Origin of the sequence: Dactylosporangium sucinum (genome assembly GCF_014647515.1) — a bacterium.
In the GTDB taxonomy this organism is placed as follows: Bacteria; Actinomycetota; Actinomycetes; order Mycobacteriales; family Micromonosporaceae; genus Dactylosporangium; species Dactylosporangium sucinum.
Map to the genome: position 1 here is coordinate 81,149 of NZ_BMPI01000022.1, position 20,406 is coordinate 101,554.

Annotated in this window: 16 protein-coding genes; 4 read left to right on the plus strand and 12 right to left on the minus strand. The window is 70.7% G+C overall.

What is annotated here, in order from left to right; translation table 11 throughout:
- The first annotated feature begins 138 nt into the window (after positions 1–138).
- Positions 139–1,461: a PQQ-binding-like beta-propeller repeat protein gene (locus tag IEZ31_RS22985; protein ID WP_190251996.1), complete on the plus strand. Its 1,323-nt coding sequence runs from the start codon at positions 139–141 to the stop codon at positions 1,459–1,461.
- A gap of 110 nt (positions 1,462–1,571) precedes the next feature.
- Here the strand turns inward: IEZ31_RS22985 and hisC are convergent, their stop codons facing one another.
- The 4 genes from hisC to hppD are packed head-to-tail and all read right to left on the minus strand — an operon-like array spanning position 1,572 to position 5,572.
- Positions 1,572–2,612, minus strand: a complete 1,041-nt coding sequence (gene hisC, locus IEZ31_RS22990; protein ID WP_190251997.1) for a histidinol-phosphate transaminase — start codon at positions 2,610–2,612, stop codon at positions 1,572–1,574.
- Positions 2,609–3,766, minus strand: a complete 1,158-nt coding sequence (locus IEZ31_RS22995; protein WP_190251998.1) for an RDD family protein — start codon at positions 3,764–3,766, stop codon at positions 2,609–2,611. The genes hisC and IEZ31_RS22995 overlap by 4 nt, the downstream gene beginning before the upstream one ends.
- On the minus strand, positions 3,763–4,404 hold the full coding sequence (locus IEZ31_RS23000; RefSeq protein WP_190251999.1) for an RDD family protein: 642 nt from the start codon (positions 4,402–4,404) through the stop codon (positions 3,763–3,765). Before IEZ31_RS23000 ends, IEZ31_RS22995 begins: the two co-directional genes overlap by 4 nt.
- Positions 4,405–4,414: 10 nt before the next feature.
- Positions 4,415–5,572 (minus strand): 4-hydroxyphenylpyruvate dioxygenase, encoded by a 1,158-nt coding sequence (hppD, locus tag IEZ31_RS23005; protein WP_190252000.1) that lies wholly within the window; start codon positions 5,570–5,572, stop codon positions 4,415–4,417.
- A gap of 92 nt (positions 5,573–5,664) precedes the next feature.
- On the opposite strand from hppD, the gene IEZ31_RS23010 reads away from it, so the two are divergent.
- From IEZ31_RS23010 to IEZ31_RS23020, 3 genes are all read left to right on the plus strand, one after another.
- A complete protein-coding gene (locus IEZ31_RS23010) occupies positions 5,665–6,162 on the plus strand; it encodes an Lrp/AsnC family transcriptional regulator (RefSeq protein WP_229835756.1) in 498 nt (165 codons plus the stop codon).
- Positions 6,163–6,229: 67 nt separating this feature from the next.
- A complete protein-coding gene (locus IEZ31_RS23015; protein ID WP_190252002.1) occupies positions 6,230–7,552 on the plus strand; it encodes an outer membrane protein assembly factor BamB family protein in 1,323 nt (440 codons plus the stop codon).
- A 180-nt stretch (positions 7,553–7,732) separates the two neighbouring features.
- Positions 7,733–8,680 (plus strand): alpha/beta fold hydrolase, encoded by a 948-nt coding sequence (locus IEZ31_RS23020; RefSeq protein WP_190252003.1) that lies wholly within the window; start codon positions 7,733–7,735, stop codon positions 8,678–8,680.
- Here IEZ31_RS23020 and fxsT read toward each other — a convergent pair.
- The 8 genes from fxsT to IEZ31_RS23060 form a co-directional block, all read right to left on the minus strand.
- The gene (gene fxsT, locus IEZ31_RS23025; RefSeq protein WP_190252004.1) at positions 8,674–12,579 is read right to left on the minus strand and encodes an FxSxx-COOH system tetratricopeptide repeat protein; all 3,906 of its coding nucleotides are present in this window, start codon (positions 12,577–12,579) and stop codon (positions 8,674–8,676) included. The two genes, IEZ31_RS23020 and fxsT, sit on opposite strands and share 7 nt — an antisense overlap.
- Entirely contained in the window at positions 12,576–13,733 is a 1,158-nt protein-coding gene (locus IEZ31_RS23030; protein ID WP_190252005.1) for a TIR-like protein FxsC, read from the minus strand. Before IEZ31_RS23030 ends, fxsT begins: the two co-directional genes overlap by 4 nt.
- The gene (locus tag IEZ31_RS23035) at positions 13,730–14,362 is read right to left on the minus strand and encodes a TIR-like protein FxsC (RefSeq protein WP_190252006.1); all 633 of its coding nucleotides are present in this window, start codon (positions 14,360–14,362) and stop codon (positions 13,730–13,732) included. The genes IEZ31_RS23030 and IEZ31_RS23035 overlap by 4 nt, the downstream gene beginning before the upstream one ends.
- 119 nt (positions 14,363–14,481) lie before the next feature.
- Complete coding sequence (locus IEZ31_RS23040) at positions 14,482–16,641, minus strand: FxsB family cyclophane-forming radical SAM/SPASM peptide maturase (protein ID WP_190252007.1); 2,160 nt, start codon at positions 16,639–16,641, stop codon at positions 14,482–14,484.
- 392 nt (positions 16,642–17,033) lie between these two features.
- Entirely contained in the window at positions 17,034–17,243 is a 210-nt protein-coding gene (locus IEZ31_RS23045) for a hypothetical protein (protein WP_190252008.1), read from the minus strand.
- Between the two features lie 485 nt (positions 17,244–17,728).
- Positions 17,729–19,363 carry a fumarate hydratase gene (locus IEZ31_RS23050; RefSeq protein WP_190252009.1) on the minus strand — a complete coding sequence of 545 codons (1,635 nt, stop codon included), beginning with the start codon at positions 19,361–19,363 and terminating at the stop codon, positions 17,729–17,731.
- 13 nt (positions 19,364–19,376) lie between these two features.
- Positions 19,377–19,685, minus strand: a complete 309-nt coding sequence (locus tag IEZ31_RS23055; protein WP_190252010.1) for an AzlD domain-containing protein — start codon at positions 19,683–19,685, stop codon at positions 19,377–19,379.
- Complete coding sequence (locus tag IEZ31_RS23060) at positions 19,682–20,392, minus strand: AzlC family ABC transporter permease (RefSeq protein ID WP_190252011.1); 711 nt, start codon at positions 20,390–20,392, stop codon at positions 19,682–19,684. Before IEZ31_RS23060 ends, IEZ31_RS23055 begins: the two co-directional genes overlap by 4 nt.
- Between the last annotated feature and the right edge of the window lie 14 nt (positions 20,393–20,406).

Here is a 20,406-nt window from a genome sequence, read left to right on the forward strand (position 1 = left end):
TGTGAGTCTCCTGTCGATAGACGGTCACCGTGAGCGGATCGCGACAATCGCCGGGTATGGTGCCCGGCGGAGGTGGTTATGGGGACGGGTCGGTCAGGGGTTCGGCGACTCGTGCGGCCGGGCAGTTGGCCCCGGCCCGTGCGCCGGATCTTCACCGCGCTCTTCGCGATCGTGGTGCTGTCGGCCATGGGGATCACTTCCTACCGAACACTCAAGCCGGCCGAGACGGTCAGCAGCGCCAAGCGGCCGGTGCCGTCTCCCGAGCCGATCAAGTCGATTCAGTACGCGGAGCTGCCCTCCGCTCCGCTGATCGTCGAGGGGCGGCTGCGCGTCTACACCGAGCAGCGGCGGGTGTTCGCCGATACGCCGGTGACGGCGCTGCGCGAGATGACGCCGCACTGGGCGTACCGGCGGTGGCCGGCCGAGGTGGTCTCGGTCGTGGCCGTGGAGAAGCCGGCCAGCGGCGTGGGGATGTCCGTCGTGATCACCAAGTGGTCGGACGGGGAGATCGTCGCGCTCGACGCCGAGAAGGGTGACATCGTCTGGCAGGCGCGCATCGAGCCCGCCGACGGCGAGACGTTCAAGGGGCGGCGGACCGGTGCGAAGACGCTGTACGAGCCGGAGGACCTGTTCGTCAGCGCCTCCGCGATCGACAAGCAGCCGGTGGTGATCGCGACCGGCAAGGACACCGTGTCCGCGATCGACCCGGCCGACGGTCACCTGAAGTGGACGAAGTCGTTCACCGCCCAGCCCGGGTGCCGCACGAACGACTGGACCGGCGCCGACGCGTACTTCGTGAAGGACACCTGCAGCAAGCCGGCCACGCTGGAGATCTACGACGCGGGAACCGGCGTGATGCTGAACACTTGGCGGCCGCCGGGCGCCTCGATCGGGCCGGACAACGTCACCAACTGGTTCCTGGAGCCGGCCTCCTGCCAGCTCGGCCGGTCCGGGTGCGCGGTGTTCAAGGCCGCGCCGACCGGCGACGTCGTGAGCTTCGCCGACGCGGCGGCCGGGGTGGGCACGCTCACGCCGACGTACTGGACGCTCGGCGCCGACCACCTGGTGCGCCCCGAGCCGGTGGCGGACAAGGACACCATCATCGTGGTCGGGGACACGATCGCCGAGCAGGTGACCGGCGGCTACATCTGGGCCTTCTCGCGCACGACCGGGCAGCGGCTGTGGATGTCGGAGGTCGCCGGGGCGCTGATCGGCGGCGACCAGCGCAACATGTACATCATCAACAAGGAGTACCAACTGCTGGTGCTCAACCTGGAGACCGGCGCGGTCACGTCGAGCACCGAGCTGCGGATCCGGCCCGAGGACAAGTTCGTCTACAACGAGTACTACCTGCACTCCGGTTACCTGGTGGTCGAGCGGCTCCAGACCACGAAGGAGTCGGAGATCGACGACAAGTACTACTTCAGCATGAACACGGTGGTGCTGGTCGGCATCGGCTGACCCGGCTCGCGCCGTCGCGGCGGGCGGCATGGGGAGTGGGTCGGCGGGGAGGGGCTGGACGCCGGCCGGCCCCGCAACCACGAAGGTCGCGGGGCCGGCCGCCCAAGCGGCTAGATGCCGAGGACGGCCAGGAACTGGTCGTTCTCTTCCGGGGTGCCGATCGTGACGCGCACGCCGTCGCCCTGGAAGGAGCGCACGATCACGCCCGCCTCCTCGCAGCGCGCCGCGAACTGGGCCGACTGGTCGCCCAGCGGGAGCCAGAAGAAGTTGGACTGGGTCTCGGGGACCTCGGGGTACACCTTGCGGACCGCCGTCACGACGCGTTCGCGTTCCGCGCAGACCAGCGACACCCGGCGCAGCATCTCGTCCTCGGCCGACAGGGCGGCCAGCGCGGCGGCCTGGGCGGCGCCCGAGGTCGAGAACGGGGTCACCACCTTGCGCACGGCCGCGGCCACCGCGGGCGAGCCGATCAGGTAGCCGACGCGCAGCCCGGCCAGGCCCCAGGCCTTCGACAGGGTGCGCAGGACGACGACGTTGGGGCGGTCGCCGTACGCGGCCAGGCCGTCGGGCACCGTCTCGTCGGTGACGAACTCGCGGTACGCCTCGTCGAGGGCGACCAGCACGTTGGACGGGACCTTGTCGAGGAAGGCGTCCAGGTCGGCGCGGCGGACGGCGGTGCCCGTCGGGTTGTTGGGGTTGCAGACGATGACCAGCCGGGTCCGGTCGGTGATCGCCGCGGCCATCGCGTCCAGGTCGTGGGCGTGCTCCGCCGTGTTGGGGACCCGCACGCTGGTGGCGGCCGTCGTCGCGGCGATGATCGGGTACGCCTCGAAGGAGCGCCACGGGTAGACCACCTCGTCGCCGGGCAGGCATGCGGCCCGGAGGAGGTGCTCCGTGAGGGCGACCGAGCCACAGCCGGTGGCGATCCGGTCGGCGTCGACGCCCAAGCGCGAAGCGATGCGGTCGCGGAGGGCGACGACGCCCATGTCCGGGTAGCGGTGCACGCCGGCGACCGCCTCCGCGACCGCCTCGACGACGCCGGGCAGCGGGCCGTAGGGGACCTCGTTGCTGGCCAGCTTGATCGCGCCGGGAACGGAGCGGCCGGGCACGTAGGCGGGAAGGGCGTCGAGGTCGGGGCGGGTGAGGCTCATCGCGGTTCTCCGGCAGGTTCGGTGGGGGTGGGAACGGGATCGGCCGCCACGACGACGGTGCCGGCGGAGCGGTCGTGGAACGCGCGGTGGAGCGGCCAGTCGATGACGGGCGACAGGCTGTCGAGGAACTGCAGCAGGAAGCCGACGCCGCAGGTCCACAACAGGACCGACAGGCCCAGCGGGTTCCAGCGGCGGATCGCGCGGCCGAACCCGAGGGGCTCCTCGCTCTCCAGGCGCATCACTTTGATCTTGAGCAGGCGCTTGCCGACGGTCTGCCCGTTGTTGGCGATCGAGGGCACCTCGTACGCGAACCACAGCGCCGCGATCAGGATCAGGATCACGACCTGCAGGTAGCCCTGACGCTCGGGGGCGACCAGGTCACCGGTCGACTGCTCGTTCTGCAGGCGGTGGTAGTACTCGCGCCAGTACGGCGCCACCTCCTGCAGCCACTGGTAGATGAACCAGCCGGTGACCGCGGCGTTGAGCAGGCCGACGATCGCGATGTCGATCAGCCGGGCGAGCAGCCGCGAGCCGAGACCGGCGATGGCCCGGCCGTGCGGCTTCACGACGCCTTGCCCCGCAAGGGCGATCTGCGGTGGCAGGAGTACCTGTACCGCGCCGGACGGCACGCTGCCCTGGGGCATCAGGCCGGGGGGCAGCGGCGTGCCCGGCGGGAGGATGATCGCGCCGGGGGGCAGCTGGCCGGGCTTGAAGCCGCCGGGCGGCACCGGGGTGCCGGGCGGGAGCACGACGGCGCCCTGCGGCAGCGGCGTCCCGGGCTTGACGGGCGAGGTCCAGGCGGCGGGCGCCGCCGAGCCCGAAGCGCCGGAGGCGGGAGCGTCGGACGCGGGCGTCCCAGGATCGGGCATCCCAGGACCAGGCGTCCAGGGAGCCGACGGCGGCCACGCCACGGGAGCAGCCGGGCCACCGGCCGAGGTGGCCTCCTCGGACCCGGAAGCGGACCCGGAGGACGAGGAGTCGGACGGCGCCGAAGCGGTCGGCTTCCTGGCCCAGTCCGGGGCCTCGGCGCCCTCCGGAGGCCCGTCCGGGGCCGGCTCCGACGCCGGGATGGGCTCACCCAGCCAGCCCTCACCGTCCCAGTACCGCTGGACCTCAGGGTCGACGGGATCCTTGTACCAACCGGGCTCTGTCACGTGCTGACCTTTACTACAATGGTTTCTGCCACTTTGTCATGCAGGCACTGCTGCCACGGCTTGTCCCAGAGCTGCCACAGGTTGTCGACCCAGGAGAAGAACGGCACCACCGACCCGACTCCGAACTGCATGGCCCAGCGCTTCGCCGCGACGCCCCGGGTGATCGGTGCCGCCGGCTCGTCCAGCCGCACCAACCCCAGTTTCATCGCCCGCTTGCCGAGCGTAACTCCCCGGCGGCTGGGGAACAGCTCCACGTAGTACACGTAGTAGGCGACCAGCAGCAAGACGAAGAAGCCCAGCTCGATCGCCAGGACCGGGCCGAAGAGCAGCGCGAAGTCGCCGCCGTCGGTGATCTCGCCGGTCTCCGGGTCGGTCTCGATCGAGCCGGCGCTGGCACCGATGACCGCGAACATCGCGATGAACGTCGGGATCATCAGGACGATCGTGACGCCGAACAGGACGGCGACGTCGATGAGGTACGCCAGGAGGCGGTCACCGAAGCTGGCCAGCGACATGCCATTGGGGGCGGTTGGCCGCGCCATGCGTGGGACGGCGTACTGGCCCTGCGGTGCGTATCCGGGCGGTGCCCCGTAGTAGGGGACACCGCCCGGCGGTGGCTGCTGTCCGGGGTAGGTCACCCGGACAGTGTTACAGGTTCCCGCGACGCTCCTGCTCCCGCTCGATCGCCTCGAAGAGCGCCTTGAAGTTGCCCTTGCCGAAACCGAGCGAGCCGTGCCGCTCGATCAGCTCGAAGAAGACCGTCGGGCGGTCCTGCACCGGCTTGGTGAAGATCTGCAGCAGGTAGCCGTCCTCGTCGCGGTCGACCAGGATGCCGCGGGCCTTCAGCTCCTCGATCGGGGCGCGGACCTTGCCGATGCGGGCGCGCAGCTCGGGGTCGTCGTAGTACGAGTCCGGGGTGGTCAGGAACTCGACACCGCCGGCGCGCATCTCGTCGACGGTGCGCAGGATGTCGCCGGTCGCGAGCGCGATGTGCTGGGCGCCGGGGCCGCCGTAGAACTCGAGGTACTCGTCGATCTGCGACTTCTTCCGGGAGATCGCCGGCTCGTTGAGCGGGAACTTGACCTTGCGGGTGCCGCTGGCGACGACCTTGCTCATCAGCGCGGAGTACTCGGTCGCGATGTCGTCGCCGACGAACTCGGCCATGTTGGTGAAGCCCATGACCCGGCGGTAGAACTCGACCCACTCGTCCATGCGGCCCAGCTCCACGTTGCCGACCACGTGGTCGACGGCCTGGAAGTACCGCCTCGCGGGCGGCGCGACGATCGGTGAGCGGGCGACGAAGCCCGGCAGGAACGGACCGGTGTAGCGGGAGCGGTCGACGAGCGTGTGGCGGGTCTCGCCGTAGGTCGCGATCGCCGCGACCCGCACGGTCCCGTGCTCGTCCGACTCGTCGTGCGGCTCCGAAAGACCCTGCGCGCCCTGCTTGAGCGCGAACGCGTAGGCCGTGTCGACGTCGGGCACCTCGAGCGCGATGTCGGCGATGCCGTCGCCGTGCCGCTCGTAGTGCTGGGTCGCCGGGGCCTCGCGGTGTACGCCGCCGGCGAGCACGAACATCGCCGAGCCGGACTTCAGCACGTACTCGGCGTGGTCGCGGTGGCCCTGCTCCGGGCCGCGGTACGCGACCAGGGTCATGCCGAAGGCCGTGGAGTAATAGTGCGCGGCCTGCTTGGCGTTGCCGACGTAGAACCGGACGTGGTCGAGGCCGGTGAGCGGGAAGGGGTCATGGGAGACGTCGTGCTCGACGGCCCCGATGAGCTCGTTGAGGTCTTCGATAGCGCGGGTCATGGCGCAAGCGTCGCCCGCGAATCCGCGGTGGGCAAGGAAGGCTATTCTTCATGGTCAGGTTGACCAATTTGGCCCTCGATTCGGCGGTACCGGTGAGCAAATTGCCCAGTGATATCGACACTCTGGATGCACGTCTGCTGGCGCTGCTGGAGGCCGAGCCACGGATCGGCGTGCTGGAGTGTTCGCGGCGCCTCCAGGTCGCGCGCGGGACCGTCCAGGCGCGGCTCGACCGGCTGGCCGAGCGGGGCGTGATCCGGGGGCACGGACCCGACATCGACCCCGCCGCCCTCGGCTACGGGGTGACCGCCTTCGTCACCCTGGAGATCCGCCAGCGCTACGGCCACGACCCGGTCGCCGCCCACCTCGCCGAGATCCCCGAGGTGCTGGAGGCGCACACGATCACCGGCTCCGGCGACCTGCTGTGCCGGATCGTGGCCCGCTCCAACGCCGACCTGCAGCGGGTGATCGACCGGGTGATGAACTTCGAGGGAATTGTGCGATCCTCGACGATCATCGCGCTCGCCCAGCAGATCCCGTACCGGGTGATGCCCTTGGTGAGGGCATCGGCCGGCGGTCGCTCGGACGGGTGAATCCGCTCGACACGGGCAATTGCGACGATCCTTCGCCGTATCATGCGCCGCCGGTACCGTGCAGGTCGTGGCGAGGCGAGGAGCTATCCGCAACTTCGAGACGGTGCTCGGGGCGATCGGCGTCCTGGCACTGATCATCACCGCCATCATCATCACGGGCTGGAACCCGCTGCCGAACGTCACCGACTGGTGGAAGAAGGTCGCCGACAACGCCGGCAAGCTGTCCGAGCCCCAGACGACCTGGGACGAGCGGGTCGGCGGCCAGCCGTCGGCCGCGGTGATCGCCGGCTCCGCGACGATCGTGGTCATGCGCGGCACGGTCGAGGCCCGCGGCCTGTCCAGCGGCACCGTGCTGTGGACGAAGGAGGCCGACTGGGCGGCCGTCGCCGGCGACGGCGACGCCATGGTCGTGGTCATCGGCCGGCGCGGCCAGGGGGTGAAGGCGCTCGACCCGGGTTCGGGCGCGGAGAAGTGGAAGGAGGACGAGGGGGTCGGCGCCTGGACCTACCGCAACACCGTCCTGACCCTCTCCTGCGGCGGCCTCAGCGACTGCACGCTCACGGCCCGGGCACCGAAGGACGGCGCCCAGATCTGGAAGTCCACCGTGCCCGGCATCGGCCGCACGCTCAACGGCGCGAACAGCGACCTGCTCGGCACCCGGCTCAAGTCGGACACGTACGACGACGCCGTGCGGGCCGTCCCCGGCTCGATCCCGGCGATGCTCGGCTTCCCGATCGAGCAACGCGTCCAGGTCGTCGACACCAACAGCGGCAAGCGGCTGCGCCAGGAGGAGGCGAGCAACACGACCCGCGTCGTCGTGGTCGGCGGCCGCGTGCTGATCTCGACCGCCGCGCCGAAGGACGGCAGCTGCCGGTACACCCTGGAGGCCCGCGACCCGTCCACCGGCAAGCAGGTGTGGAAGAAGGAAGGCTTCGACCTGCACACGTCCTCCGGCGCCGGCTGCGAGCAGCGCAAGGACCCGGCCGGCTCCGACGTGGTCGTGATCGCGACCCGCGGCGACAACCGCGACGTCTTCCTCTCCCCGCGCGACGGCCGCGAGATGTGGGTCGGCGCGGTGGGCGACGAGATCGTCGCGGCCGACGGCCAGTACGGCCTGGTCAAGATCGACGGCGGCCGGAAGCTGCTGGTGGTCAACCTGATCAAGGGTGGCAAGGCATGGGAGCAGGAGATCCCGGCGAAGGCGGACGTGGCGGTGACCCGGTGGGCGATCCTGGTCCGCGACGACGCTGGGGGCAAGGTGTGGGCCTACACGCCGGACTCCGGCCGTCTACTGTTGGAGGCGAAAACCACGTCCGACGTCCTGGGCGTCGGCGAGGACGGCCTGATGATCGGCCGTGGACGCACGATTGGCTATCTCCCATTCGCATGAACATGGATGAAACCGGATGGGTGAGCACGCCATGAGTACCTTCATGCTCAGCGTTCCGGCTGGACTTCGCCCGATGCCTAGCGTGCATCGGTGGCTGCGGTTTAACCTGGAACTCCGGCTGACGTCGACACCATCCATCGAGCGTCTTCTTTCTGTTCAAGACGTGGAAGGCAGGCTGCAGTGATCCTTGACGGGGATCCCGGGCCCCAGTTCGCCATCCGCGGCGACAACCTGAAGGTCGCTTTCGACACCTCAGGGGCGCCGGACGGTTTCCCCGTCTTCCTGTTGCACGGCACGCCCGGCAGCCGGAAGGGCCCCCGTCCCCGCGGCAGCGTCCTGCACCGGCTCGGCATCCGTCTGATCACGTACGACCGGCCGGGGTACGGCGACTCCGACCGCCGGTCCGGTCGCCTCGTCGAGGACGCCGCGCGTGACGTCGAGGCCATCGCCGAGAAGCTGAGGCTGAACCATTTCGCGGTCGTCGGGCGAAGTGGCGGCGGCCCCCACGCGCTGGCCTGCGCCGCGGACGACATCCTGCGCCGCCGGGTGACCCGGGTGGCCGTGCTCGTCAGCTTCGCTCCGCCGGACACCACGGACGTGGAGTGGTTCAAGGGCATGAACGCGGACAACGTGCGGGGCTTCGGTCTCGGCGCCGAGGCGACCGTCGAGATCGAGAACGAGATCCTCCGCCGCGCCGAGCTGGTCCGGCAGAATCCGAAGCTGCTGCTCGACGAGCTTTTCGAGTACATGACCCCGGCGGACCGTCGGGCCCTGAACAGCTCCGCTCTGCGTCAGATCGTGATCGAGACCCATCGCGAAGGGCTGCGGTCCGGGCCGTATGGCTGGGTCGACGACGTGCTCGCCCTCCGCGGCAACTGGAAGGTGGACCTGGAGTCGATCGACACCGAGGTCCGCATCTGGCACGGCGCCGACGACACGTTCGCGCCGGCCAGCCACTCCGCGTGGCTGGCCGCCCGGATCCCCGGCGCCAAGATCTTCGTAGAGCCCGGCAAGGCGCATTTCGACGCGATGCAGGAGATCCCCCGCGTCCTGCGCTGGGCGGCCGGCGATGGCGCCCAGCCGACCGCCCGCGACGAGGCCCTGAGCGGGGCCCGCGCCGCTCAGTAGGGGTGCGGGTCGAGGATCCGGCGGATGTAGCGGCCCTCGCGGAGGGCGAGCACGCTCGGGTGGTCCTGGCCGATCCGGTTGGCCAGCTGGTCGGCGATGCGGATCCGCTCCAGTCGCGGCGCCTCCGGGCTTGACTGGTTGGCGATCGCGAGGTTGCCGGCCGTCCGCAGCGTGTCGGGGTGGTCGTTGCCGAGCTCCTCGCGCAGCCGGTCGAGGGCCTTCGACAGCAGGTCGCGCCCGTCGTCCAGGTCGCCGGTGCTGATCGTGAACACCGCGTGGTTGTTGGCCACCGCCATCGCGATCGGGTGCTTGGGTCCGAGCTGTGCGTCGAGGGCGACGGTGGTCGCGGCGGTCAGCGCCCGGGCGCCGTTCGCGTCTCCGGCGTCGGCCAGGGTGACCGCGAGGTTGGCGCGGCACACCTGCACGTAGGGGTGATCGGTGCCGAACATGCCGACCAGCTGTACCTCGGTCTCGACCAGCTCCTGCCGCGTCTCGGCGGCCAATCCCTGCAGCTGGAGGTTGGCGGCCCGGCTCAGCCGGGTGAGTGCGGTGTCGGGGCTGGTCGGCCCGTAGCTGTCCTTCAGGCCGTGGTATGCCTGGTCGAGCAGCCGCGCCGCCTCCTGGATCTGGCCGGTGCCACGCAGCGACGCCGCGAGGTTCGTCTGCGCCGTCAGCGCTTCGCGGTACTGGTCGCCGTAGAGTTTCTGGTACCCCTTGACGACCTCGCGCAGCAGGTCCACCGAGTTGCCGTACTCGCCCGCCTCGCGCAGGTCGCGGCCGAGGTTGTTGGCGGAGCGAAGCGTCCGCGGGTGGTGCTCGCCGGACACCCGGACCCATCGGTCGTAGGTGTCCTCGTCGATCCGCCGCGCCTGCTGGAAGTCACCGACCAGCCGGAGCGACGCGCCGAGGTTGTTGGCAAAGATCAGCGTCCGGCGGTGCTCCTCGCCGAGCGCGTCGACGGACGCGCGGTAGGTCTGCTGGTCGCGTTCGAGCGCGTCGTCGTAGCGGCCGAGCGCGCGCAGGTCACCGCCGAGGCTGCTCGCGGTGGCCAGGGTGCGCGCATCGGTGGGGCCGAGGAGCGCCTCCTGCCGGCGCAGGGTGTCGGCGTTGAGGTCGTACGACTCCTGGAACTTGCCGCGGCTGCGCTTGAGGTTGGCCAGGTTGAACCGGAGCTCGAGGAGCCGCACCAGCAGTCGGTCGTGCTCGGCGCTGTCCGGCTCGAGCTGCGCGAGCTGAGCCGTCCACGCCGCGTTCACCTCTTCGGCGTAGGCCTCGCCCTGTTCGTAACCGCCGAGCACGTAGATGTACCGGATGCGGTCGATGAGCAGGGCGCGGACGTCGTCCGAGTCGCTCTCCTCCGGCTTGGCGCCGTCGAGGTGCGGCCAGAGGATGCGGAACTGCTCCTGGATCTCCGGGTCTTCGACCTCACCCGTCGGGCGTGATCCGACGAGCAGCCGGTGCACGTCCCGCGTGACGCCGTCCAGCTCTTCGGCGGACATGCGGCGGCGGAGCGCATTCTGTAGCAGCCGGTGGATCTGCAGCTGGTTGGCCTCCAGCTTGATGAGGGCCAGCCGGTTGATGTGCTGCACGATGGTGGCCGCGATGTCGCCCACGTTGGCCCGCAGCCGCAGCTGCCGGGCCACGTCCTTGTCGTGCTCGGCGATGATGCGCGCCGCCACCTCGCTGCGGAGCAGGTCGTGGGAGATCTCCGGGGCGAGCACCGACGCGAGCTGCAGCAGCCGGTAGGCGGCCGGCGAGCGCTCGGCCAGCCGCTCAAGCGACACGTTCCACACATGGACCCGGTCGACGATGGGCTCCGACGGGTCGGGGCTGCCCAGTCGGGACAGGTAGTCGGTGGCGGTGCGCTTGGTTTCGGCCAGCCATGCGCCGGCGAGCGCGACGAAGATCGGCACGTGCTCGACCATCTCGGCGATCCGGGCCGCATCGGCGGGATCCAACGTCCTGACCCGGGACAGCAGGTGCCCGACGCTCTCGATCGGCAGGAACTTGTCGACGTTGACGATCCGGGCGTGGGTGACGGCCTCGACCTGGTCGCGGGTAGTGAGCAGAAGGTGGCCGTCGCCGCGCGGGAGGTACTCCTCGATCGCGTTGTACTTCTCGACGTTGTCGAACACGAGCAGCCAGCGCAGGGGACCGGCGGCGTCGCGCCGGCTCAGCCGGTTGTCGACGGCGCGGATCCGGTCCGGGACCGTCGGTTGCCGCGGGATCTCGAGGGCGGCGCCGAGGTCGACGATGCCCATGTCGACGAACTGGGGCGGGTCGGCTGAGATCCACCAGATGATGTCGTAGGCGCCGCGGAACCGGTAGGCGTACTCCATCGCCAGCTGGGTCTTGCCCATGCCGGCGCCGCCGACCAGTGCGACCGGGCCGGGCCCGCCCGTCCGCAGTTCCTCGCGCAGGTTCGACATCAGCGCCTCGCGGGCGGTGAACAGCATGTTGCGGGCCGGCGCGCGGAACACCGGCGCCGGCTCGGCGGGAAAGCGGGGCAGGCGCGGGAACCGCCCGCCGGCCGCACGGCTGCCGACCCGGCCGACCAGGGTCAGCAGCTGCTCGAGCGACTGCTCCTCGCCGAGCCCGTCCAGCAAGATCCAGTTGGCCAGCGGGATGTCGAGCATCGGCGGCGTGCCGTCGAGGTGGATCGCGAGCGTGCCCGGTGGCCGGCCGAGTTCGGACCGGCGGCCGGTGGCGTCGAGGTACGACTTGGAGAGCAGCACGACGTCCCGCACCGGCATCGACTGGTCGGACTCGGTGCGCTCGGACATCGCGAGGTCGACGACGCGCAGGTTCGCGTTGGTGAGCACCGCCTGGATCCACTCGGCCCAAGCCTGGTCGGCCGGCGTGTGCCGCAGCAGGAGCACCTCGTCGCGGATGGCGGGCCTGCGCTCCAGTTTCGCCACTGTCGCGGTGCGCAGCGCCTCGTCTATCGGCGGCAGCTCGGTGATCTCGCGGTTGGTGATGTAGCTGGTCAGCCGCTCGTAGGCCGGCAGCAGCGAGTTCCGGCTTCCGGGCGGGTCACCGAAGGTCGCGAGGATCTCCTCGTACGCGTAGTACGCCCGGTAGGGCACCTCGACGCTCAGCCAGTATGCGCGCCGCTCGGCGCCGGTCATCCCCTGCGGCAGGTCGCTGAACTTCTGCATCGCCAGAGCGCGGCCGGCGTCGGCCTTGTTCTTCTCGCCCTCGTCCACGCGCATCGGCACCGGCAGCACCCGGCGCGGGCGGGTCCCCTCGTACATCGCGACCCGCTCGGCCACCTCGGCGGCGCCCTCGATGCCCTGGTTGGAGAACGTGAAGCAGTCGACGAGCACGTCGGGCAGGTGGATCGTGCAGATCTCGGCGACGTCGCTGATCCCGGTGCGGCTGTCGATGAGCGTGTAGTCGTAGTGGCGCTTCATGTCCTCGCGCAGCGCGTCGAAGAACTGGGCTCCGCCGAGCCGGTTGTAGAAGTTGTCCCAGTCCCGGCCGGTGACGCTCGCGACGTAGTCGGGGGTGGACTTGCCGGCCAGCAGGATGTCCAGCGAGCCGCCACTCTCGAACTTCCACTTCAGGGTGAACGCGTACGTCTGGACCTTGGCGTAGTCGAGATGCCAGTCAGCGGGCCGCTCGATCAGGGAGCCGTCGGGCCGCTTGGCGGCGGCGACCGCGGCGTCGTAGTCGCCGATGAGGTCCATGACGCCGCCGGTCGTGGCCAGCGCCTCGGAGTCGATGAAGGCGGCAAAGAACCGGTGCAGACCGGGCGACTCCAGGTCCCAGTCGGCGACGAGGACCTTCTTGCCGTTGGCGGCCAGGATCCAGGCCGTGTTGGCCAGGGCCATGGTGCGCCCGGTACCACCCTTGTAGGAGTAGAAGGTGATGACCTGGCCTTCGCGGTCCTGCGTCATCGCGCGTCTCCCTGCCCTTGCCGATCGTCGGAAGCGGTGCCCGGGCGCAGCCTTGGCCGGGGCGTTGCGGGGCCTGCCGGCGGGTCGACGGGACCGAGCCGGAGGAACTGCTTGTTGGCCTCGGTGACCAGTATCGGGACGGCCCGCTCGAACTCGCTCGCCGTGCGCGCGGGCAGCACCTTGGGAAAGCCGGCGTCCTGCAGCGTAGCGGCGACGGCGTCAGCGCCGGCCGCGCCACGCTGGTCGTCGCCGACCACCACGAGCGGCACCACCCACCGGGGCAGCGCATCGACTGCCGCCAACGCGTTCCGCGCCGTCAGGTCGGGGTCGATCAGCAGCACGGTCGGCTTCACCGGCGACCACTCGGCCGCGCCCGCGAGGTCGAGCACGGTCGCCGGCATGCCCAGGCGGTCGGCCGTGGCCGCCACGTAGTCGGCCAGCACAAGCTCGTGCTCGGTCGGGTAGGGCCGCCAGCCGGCGCCCTTTTCGCCGGTCAGGATGGTGACGACAAGCCGGGCGTCGCGCGGGTCGGTCGCGTGGGGCTGGATCGCGGTCGGCGGCTTCGACCGCGGCAGCGGATGGGCGCGGGTCACGACCACGATCCGCTCGGCCACCGCCTGCACGATCCGCATGTACTGCATGCGGTAGGCGCCGAGCTTGCACAGCGCGCGGAGCCCGTTCTGCGCGTAATCGGCCCGCTCGGGGGCGTCCTCGTCGATGATGGCCAGCGCCGCGGCGACCTCTTGAGCCCGGTCGTCCCACGAGTCCAGCGGGCTCCACAGCACCGGCACGATGTGTCGCTCGGCGTGCTGCGTGCCGGCATCGGCCAGGCGGGTCCGGAAGGCGTCCAGCTCGCCGGTCGCCCACCGGTTGCCGAAGTAGTTCTTGGAGTACAGCGGTATGAACACGTGTGCGGCGCCGAGCGCCTCGGTGAGCAGCGTCCGTAGGTCGGCGCCGGCCGGCAGCAGGCCGTCGAAGAAGCCCGCGTCCAGCTCCTCGTTGCGCTGCGGGTGTCCGGCGACCGCCGCCGAGAGGTCCTGGAAGAACTGCTTCACCCAGTAGTCGGTGTCGGGGCGGGCCTTCTCCGACAGCGGTACCGAGTGGGCGTAGCTGAGGAAGAAATACGTCTCGGGCTCGCCGGTGACCGTGCTCATGACGGCTCCTCCTCGAAAGCGCCGGGCAGCCCCTCGAAGTCCGTCGCCACCTTCGACGGCACGTGGAGGCGCTCGGCCAGATCGGCGATTTCGTTGGCGAGGCGCCAGACCACCATGTCGTAGTCCGACGACTCCAGCTGCCGGACGCGCAGCCCGTACACGCCCTCCCTGCCGTAGCGGCGCTCGATGCCGTCGGGCGGCGGGATCGGCTGGAAGCGCTGCAGCCGGTCGATCATGGCGGGCGCCGCGACGCCCTTCTTGGTCCAGATCACCGGGAGCATCGCAGTGTCCTCCGGCGCCAGGATGTTGTCCGGTAGGCGGCTGGCGAAGGCGTGCCACTCGCGGGCGCACCACTCGCTCGTGTAATACCGCGGCGAGAGCAGGGCGACGAAGACGCTGCAGTGGCCGACGGCGAAGGCCAGTTCCTTGGACCAGACCCGGCCGGCACCCATGTTGACGTTCATGAAACCCACGTCGCCGCTCGCCGGGAACCCCATCAGCTCAGCCACATGGTCCGAGAGCTCCTCGAAGAACTGTCGCACCCAGTCCCTGCGGGGTGTCTCGGCGTAGCTGAGGAAGAACACCGGGGCACGCCGGTCCGGCGCCTGTGGCGGATGTTGTTCGACCACGGACCGCTCCCCGGGTTCCCATTCGGCATTCCAAAGATATCGACGGTTGCCAGCCGGAACGCATCACAGTTACGGCTTCCGATGATCGGGCGTCCGGCTCTTGTGCGATCACCGCGGCCTTACCAGGAGTCCAGCGTCGAGCGGAGCCGGCTGACGAACTCCTGCCCGGCCGGGGTCAGCCCGCCGCCCTCCAGCAGGGCGTCCACGGCGCCGGAGGCCCAGGCCCGGTACTGGTCGGCCGTCGGGCCGGGCCGTGCGCGCCACAGGTCGGCCACCGCCACGAACGCGTACGTGCCCTGCAGGACGCCCTCCACCGGGCGCGGATCCTCGCGCCACGGCACCCGCACGGTTCGCCGGTCGGCGCGGTCGAACAGGGCGGTCACGTCCAGGACGGCACCGAGTTTCACGTGTTGTACCTCGTGCACGAGCAACACCGCGAGCGCCGCCGGGTCGGTGACCGGTGCGACGGCGACCGCGCCGAAGGCGTCGCGGGCCGCCGCGCTGCGTTCCCGGCCGGCGGCATCGGGGCGCAGCGGGACGACGGCGCGCAGGGTGCCGCGGACGCCAGGCCCGTACGGGGTCGCGTCGATGATGCGGAGGGCGCCGTCGAGGAGGTCGTGCCAGCGCTTGACCTCGCCGTCGTCGAGGCGGTCGGCGACCTCCAGGTCGTCGAAGCAGTCCCGGTCGGGGTCGGTGTCCTCGAGCAGCACCGTGCCCAGGGTTCGCGCCGGTTGCCAGCGCTGGCGGCTGGTGCGCAGCTCGAACTCGCCGCCGACGACGGCCAGGTCGGCCGCCTCGCCGTCCACTTCGAACGAGCCGATGCCGGGCAGGGTCACCCGTCCCTTGTGGACCGGGAGGGCCAGGCGGGCGTCGGCGCCGGCGTGAATCGCCGCCGCGGCCGCCACGCCGGCGAAGCGGGCCAGGTCGGGGCCGGGGCCGGCCGTCCGGCAGCGGGCCGCCCAGCTGCGCACGAACGGGTGGTTGAGCACCGTGCGGACCGCGTCCGGCGACTCCTCGTCGAGGCGGGCGAGCAGGTCCCAGCCCGCGGCGGCGAGCGGCACGGCATCGACGGAGCGGCTCAGGTCGCGCAGCAGGGCGCGGACCATGCCCTCGTGGACGGCGACGAGCTGCTCGATCGAGCCGGGTCCGCCGCCGCCCGTGGCGAGGTCGTCGAGGACGGTGCCGGCGAGCCGGTCGTTCGGGGGCGGCGGCATCGCGGCGATCAGCTCCTGCAGGTCAGCGCAGTAGACCGACGGGTTGGCGAAGCCGGAGCCGGTGCGGTACCGATGCGTGAACTGGCCGCCGCCGCACTGATGCACGATCGCGCACGCGCGGCAGGTGGCGGACAGGCCGGTGAGTCCGGTCTGCCGGATAGCGATCATCGGGTGGTCGGCGACGTCGTCGACGCTGTTGCGGAAGACATCGAGCCCCGTCGCGGCGGCGCCGTCGAAGGCCGTCTTCAGCGAGTCGACCTGCTCGAAGGTGCCGTCGGATTCGATGACCACCAGGTCGGCTCGGCCCAGCCCGACCGCCTCGGTGTGGCTGGGGCCGCCGGACATCGCGTCGAACAGCCGGATCGGCATCGGCCGCCCGTCGGCGACCCAGCGCCGGTGGATCGTGAGCAGCCAGTCGGCGTGCGGCGTCGGCTTGCCGTTGCGCTCGGGCGGGCGGTCCCAGTTGGCGTGGGGCAGCAGGAAGTCGACATGTGGCGGCTGCTCGGCGCGCAGTGCCTCGTACACCGCGATCGGGTCGTTGTCGATGTCGACCGTGCAGAGGATGCCGCCGTAGGCCTTTCGGTATTCGTCCCGGCGGAGCAGCGCGAGCGCGTCCCGGACTTTGGCGTGGCTGCTGGCGCCGTTGGCGTAGCGGCGGTGGCGGTCGTTGGCGGCCTGGTCGCCGTCGAGGGAGATGCCGACCCGCACGTCGTGCTCGACGAGCACGTCGCAGATCTGCGGGGTGAGCAGCAGCCCGTTGGACTGCATGCCGAGCTCCAGCCGCGTCACCGGATCGATCCGGCGGCGCAGCTCGGTCGCCACGGCACGCAGTCCGTCAGCCCCGGCGAGCAGAGGCTCGCCGCCGTGCAGGATCACCCGGACCGACCCGAGCCGGTGCTGTGTGGCGTGCTCGGCGATGCGAGCCGCCACCTGGGCGACCGTTTCCGGCGCCATGGCGATGGGCTGCCGGCGCCAGCTCTGGTCCGGGTGCTCGTACACGTAGCAGTGGTCGCACGAAAGATCGCAACGACTGGCGATCTTCAGCACGAACTGGCTGAGCGGCACGAGCTAGATGGCGGAACCAAATGCCGCGACACCGACCGGGGCCGGTTGGCCCTCGCTGCGGTCGTTGACGCGGGCTACCTGGGCAGCCCGATCGATCGGGATCCGGGCAAGTGGCGTGTTGCGCAGGTCTTCGAACGGAGGCGGCGTCGGCTCCGGTTGGCGTGCGATGCGGTCCACGTGCGTCCCCCCACTTGGACTCGTTGGAGCAGGGCACGTCCCGGCGAGCGGTCGCTCGACAAGACATCCATCGACAAGCATAGGCAACGCCGGCCGTCATGTCACCGGTGCGCTGCGCTTCGTGACTTACCCGATCGACCCATTCCTTCCGGCTGTCGCCCGGTGCCGCCGAGCAGACCGGGGTCGTCCGGTCGGCGGCGAACCGGCCTCGGGGTTCAGCGGCGCGGCCGGCGGTTCGCCGCCGCGAGGACGCTGGCCAGCGCGCCGAGCACGCCGGCGAGGGCGACCAACGCGGTGGCCAGCCCTCCGATCGCGCCGCCGACCAGCAGCGCAGCCACAATGATCACGACGACGGCGAGCACCGAGAGAATGGTCACCAGCACGACCGGGCCCGGCCGTTTCCGCGCAGTCTCGTACTTGGCCACTACACAGCACCTTTCTCGTGCACAGCGATGGAGCTGGTCTGCAGAACGTATTGACGTCACGCGCGGTGTCGTCGTTCTGCGAGGGCGCATGGCCTCGCGCACAGCCGGCCGTACTCGCTGACGCGCGGTCGCGGGTGCATCACTCCCGGTCTCCGCGGCGGGTGAGAAATGGTCGCGACAACCGCCGGGCCCGTTGCTAGCGTGGTCGCAGCAGCTCCCGGTGTGCAGGCCGACGGTTCCTTCTGGCAAACCCGGTTCGAATCCGAGACGTCGCGCGTCAGCGCGGCGGTAGACCGTCGGCCGAATTGATCTCGGGAGCGGCTGACAGCGTCAGCGGGTGCCCGGTGCGCAGGCCACGGATACTTCGTAACTCATGGGTCGCTGGTTCGATTCCAGCCCTCCCGGCCGGCCCTGGAGGTAGCTCAGACGGCAGAGCAATGAACATGCCCGAGGCCGACCTCGACCTCGGGCACCCGCACCAATCCTTACCGGCGGCCGATCTGCACTGTCAGCGTCGGCTTCGTCACCTCGGCGAAGAAGTCGTTGCCCTTGTCGTCGACCACGATGAAGGCCGGGAAGTCGACCACGTCGATCTTCCAGACCGCTTCCATGCCCAGCTCCGGATACTCGATGACCTCGACGTGCTTGATGCAGTCCTGGGCCAGCCGCGCGGCCGGGCCGCCGATCGAGCCCAGGTAGAAGCCGCCGTACGTGTTGCAGGCCTCGGTCACCTGCTTCGAGCGGTTGCCCTTGGCGAGCATCACCATCGAGCCGCCCGCGGCCTGGAACTTCTCCACGTACGCGTCCATGCGGCCGGCCGTCGTCGGGCCGAACGAGCCCGACGCGTAGCCCTCCGGGGTCTTGGCCGGGCCGGCGTAGTAGACCGCGTGGTCGCGCAGGTACGACGGCATCGGCTCGCCGGCGTCCAGGCGTTCGGCGATCTTGGCGTGGGCGATGTCGCGGGCCACCACCAGCGGGCCGGTCAGGGACAGCCGGGTCTTCACCGGCAGCTGCGAGAGCTGGGCGCGGATCTCCGCCATCGGGCGGTTGAGATCGACCTGCACCACGTCGTCGTCCAGGTGCTCGTCGGTGACCTCCGGCAGGAAGCGGGCCGGGTCGCGCTCGAGCTGCTCCAGCCAGACGCCCTCGGCGTTGATCTTCCCGACCGCCTGGCGGTCGGCCGAACACGAGACCGCGATCGCGACCGGGCACGAGGCGCCGTGCCGCGGGAGGCGGACCACGCGCACGTCGTGGCAGAAGTAGCGGCCACCGAACTGGGCGCCGATGCCGAAGTTGCGCGTCAGCTCCAGTACCTCTGCCTCCAGCTCCAGGTCGCGGAAGCCGTGCCCGACCGCGGTCCCCGACGTGGGCAGCGTGTCGAGGTACTTCGCCGACGCCAGCTTCGCCGTCTTCAACGCGTGCTCGGCGGACGTGCCGCCGATGACGATCGCCAGGTGGTACGGCGGGCAGGCCGCGGTGCCGATCAGCCGCAGCTTCTCCTCCAGGAACTGCATCATCCGCGTGGGATTGAGCAGCGCCTTCGTCTCCTGATAGAGGTAGCTCTTGTTCGCCGAGCCGCCGCCCTTGGCCATGAACAGGAACTTGTACGCGTCGTCGCCCTCGGCGTAGAGCTCGATCTGCGCCGGGAGGTTCGAGCCGGTGTTCTTCTCGTCCCACATCGTCAGCGGAGCCAGCTGCGAGTACCGCAGGTTGAGCCGCGTGTACGCGTCGTAGACGCCCCGCGCGATGGCCGCCTCGTCGTTGCCGTCGGTCAGGACAAAACGCCCACGCTTGCCCATGACGATCGCGGTGCCGGTGTCCTGGCACATCGGCAGGATGCCGCCCGCGGCGATGTTCGCGTTGCGCAGCAGGTCGAGGGCGACGAACTTGTCGTTCGCCGAGGCGAGCGGGTCGTCGATGATCGAGCGGAGCTGGGTCAGGTGGGCCGGGCGCAGGAAGTGCGCGATGTCGTGCATGGCCTCGTCGGTGAGGCGGGTCAGCGCCTCCGGCTCGACCGTCAGGAACCGGCCCTCGCGCCCGATGCCGTCGCTGGTGACCAGGCGGTATTCGGTGGTGTCCGGACCGAGCGGCAGCAGGGGTGAGAACGCGAAGTCGGGCATCCCTCGACTGTAGTTACCGCACTCCGGCCAGCCTGAGCAGGGCCGCCGTCAGTGCGGCGGCGACCACTACGACGACGAACGGCGCGCGCCGCCAGGCCAGCACGGCGCCGACCACGACGCCGGCCGGGCGCGCGATCCCGACGAACTCGGTGCCGTCCAGCAGCGCCGCCGTGCCGATCAGCGCCGCCAGGAGGGCGACCGCGGCGAGCGTCAGGTAGCGCTTCACGGTCTCGGAGACCGAGAGGCGGTCCCGCAGCACCGGGCCGGCCAGGCGCAACGCATACGTGCCGCCCGCGAGGGCGAGGATGACGACCCAGCTCATGCGGCTGTCCTTTTTCGCGACGGTACCGGCAGCGCGAGCGCCAACGCGACCAGCGCCACGAGCACCGGCAGGCCGGCCGGCAGGAACGGCGTGGTCGCGAGCGCCAAGGCGGCGCCGCCGATCGCCACCCGCATCGATGCCTTGTCCTTGAGCGACGGCAATGTCAGGGCCAGCAGGGCCGCGGGGAAGGCGGCGTCGATCCCGAACGTGTTCGGGTCGCCGAGCGCGCTGCCGGCGACGGCGCCGATCGCCGACGCGATGTTCCAGGTCAGGAACAGCCCTATGCCGGTCATCCAGTAGGCCCGGCGCCGCCGGGCGGGGTCCTCCTGGGCCAGCGCGAACGCCACCGACTCGTCGGTCATCAGGTGGCTGCCGAGCAGCCGGGCCGCCCAGCGGTCGCCGAGCGGCGCGCTGCCGATGGCGAGCCCGAACGGCAGGTGCCGCGCGTTGAGCAGCAGCCCCGCGACCACGACCGCGACGGTCGTGGCGCCGGCCCCGACCAGCCCGACAGCCAGGAACTGCGCACCGCCGGCATAGACGAACAGCGACATCGCAACGATCTGCGACAGCGGCAGCCCGGCCGCGGAGGCGATGGCGCCGAACGAGAGCCCGACCACCACGCCCGCGGCGCACAGTGCGGCGACGTCGCGGGCGATCGGGTCGAGCGTTCGCCGGGGCGAATCTCCCGTTCGGATTATCGAACGCATAGTTCGGTATGCTG

Coding starts and splice junctions, on each gene's coding strand:
- hisC (WP_190251997.1), bottom strand. CDS start 2,612: ATGAGCCTCACCCGCCCCGACCTCGACGCCCTTCCCGCCTACGTGCCC.
- hppD (WP_190252000.1), bottom strand. CDS start 5,572: ATGACCCGCGCTATCGAAGACCTCAACGAGCTCATCGGGGCCGTCGAG.
- fxsT (WP_190252004.1), bottom strand. CDS start 12,579: ATGACGCAGGACCGCGAAGGCCAGGTCATCACCTTCTACTCCTACAAG.
- IEZ31_RS23030 (WP_190252005.1), bottom strand. CDS start 13,733: ATGAGCACGGTCACCGGCGAGCCCGAGACGTATTTCTTCCTCAGCTAC.
- IEZ31_RS23050 (WP_190252009.1), bottom strand. CDS start 19,363: ATGCCCGACTTCGCGTTCTCACCCCTGCTGCCGCTCGGTCCGGACACC.
- IEZ31_RS23055 (WP_190252010.1), bottom strand. CDS start 19,685: ATGAGCTGGGTCGTCATCCTCGCCCTCGCGGGCGGCACGTATGCGTTG.
- IEZ31_RS23060 (WP_190252011.1), bottom strand. CDS start 20,392: ATGCGTTCGATAATCCGAACGGGAGATTCGCCCCGGCGAACGCTCGAC.